Source organism: Saccharopolyspora sp. NPDC000995 (assembly GCF_053599315.1).
In genome coordinates this window covers 1-1,068 of record NZ_JBSFLZ010000367.1, presented here as the reverse complement: position 1 = coordinate 1,068, position 1,068 = coordinate 1, and the positions used below count along the sequence as shown (strand labels likewise).

The following is a 1,068-nucleotide window of genomic DNA, read 5'->3' as shown; positions in this document are numbered from 1 at the left end:
TTTCGGCACGCCGTTCTCCGTCCCTCGGTTCCTGACCTTCGACAAGCCAGAAACCTAGACGAAGCAACGGCGTGCCCCCGTCTCCGGGCCCAAAATCCCAGCTCACACCACCCACGGATCAGTCACAAGAGCCCGATATTTTCAGTTTTGATCGAATTTTAGCTCGATGCATTGGCCAGATCCGGCTCAACGGCAACGAATCGTCGAGATCCGCGACAATCTCACCGCCCGGATCGCCGAAGCCGAACGCGAAGGATGGCTCGGCGAAGTCGAAGGACTCCAGATCAGCCTGACCGGCGCCAACGACAAACTCGCCCAGATCGACAAACGCGCCAACGCCGCGGGAACCGTCAACCTCGGAATGCCCACTCTCACAAGGGATTCCTGAGCGTCAAGCATGACGCGACACACACTCGCGATCAAGTTCAGAGAATGCGGAGGAGGTCGAGTTTGGCTCGGCCGTACACTTGCCTCTTGAGCGCCTTGAGTCTGTTGACGTTGCCCTCGACTTTCCCTGAGCTGTAGGGCAACGTGAGTCCGGCGGTGACGGCGTCTTGGTCGCGGCCGAGCCCGATAGCGAAGGAGTGCAGGTCGATCTGATCCTCTCTTTCCACTTTGGACAGCCAGGATTCTAGTTTCCCGCCTTCGCGGTTGGTCATCATCTTCGCGAAGTCCTTGACGTGGTCGGCGAGGCGGTTGAGGTGCGGGCAGCGGGATCGGATTTCGGCGAGCTTGCGGGTCTCGTCGGTGTCGAGGTCCTCGGGGCGGCGCAGCAGCCAACCGGTGATCTGACGGACTTTCGGCACGAGGGGCGGCGGGGGCGGGGGCGTGAGCATGTCGCGGAAGGGCTGCAGGTAGCGGCGGACGGTTTGGTCGCTGCCGGTGTATCCCTGGGCGGTGATCTCCTTGGTCAGCGCAGCGGCGTCGGTGGCGCCCTCGGTCCAACGCTGGTGCAGATAGGGCTTGAACTCATCTAGCCCTCAAATAAGCGAGTCGGTCACTGTGGGGGCGGTAGTAGCCGAAATGATCACTTTGGCGTGAGCGTGGGATATGCCGATGAGTGGTGGG

2 protein-coding genes are annotated in these 1,068 nt (G+C 61.4%); one reads left to right on the top strand and one right to left on the bottom strand.

Annotated features, from left to right (window positions below):
• Positions 1-166: 166 nt before the first annotated feature.
• Positions 167-388: a hypothetical protein gene (locus tag ACWDKQ_RS36365; protein ID WP_450143271.1), complete on the top strand. Its 222-nt coding sequence runs from the start codon at positions 167-169 to the stop codon at positions 386-388.
• 37 nt (positions 389-425) lie between these two features.
• Here the strand turns inward: ACWDKQ_RS36365 and ACWDKQ_RS36360 are convergent, their stop codons facing one another.
• Entirely contained in the window at positions 426-806 is a 381-nt protein-coding gene (locus tag ACWDKQ_RS36360) for a transposase (RefSeq protein ID WP_450143270.1), read from the bottom strand.
• Positions 807-1,068: the final 262 nt, after the last annotated feature.

Bases quoted from the DNA above. Each gene is read 5' to 3' on its own strand.
- ACWDKQ_RS36365 (WP_450143271.1), top strand. From the start codon at position 167: ATGCATTGGCCAGATCCGGCTCAACGGCAACGAATCGTCGAGATCCGC.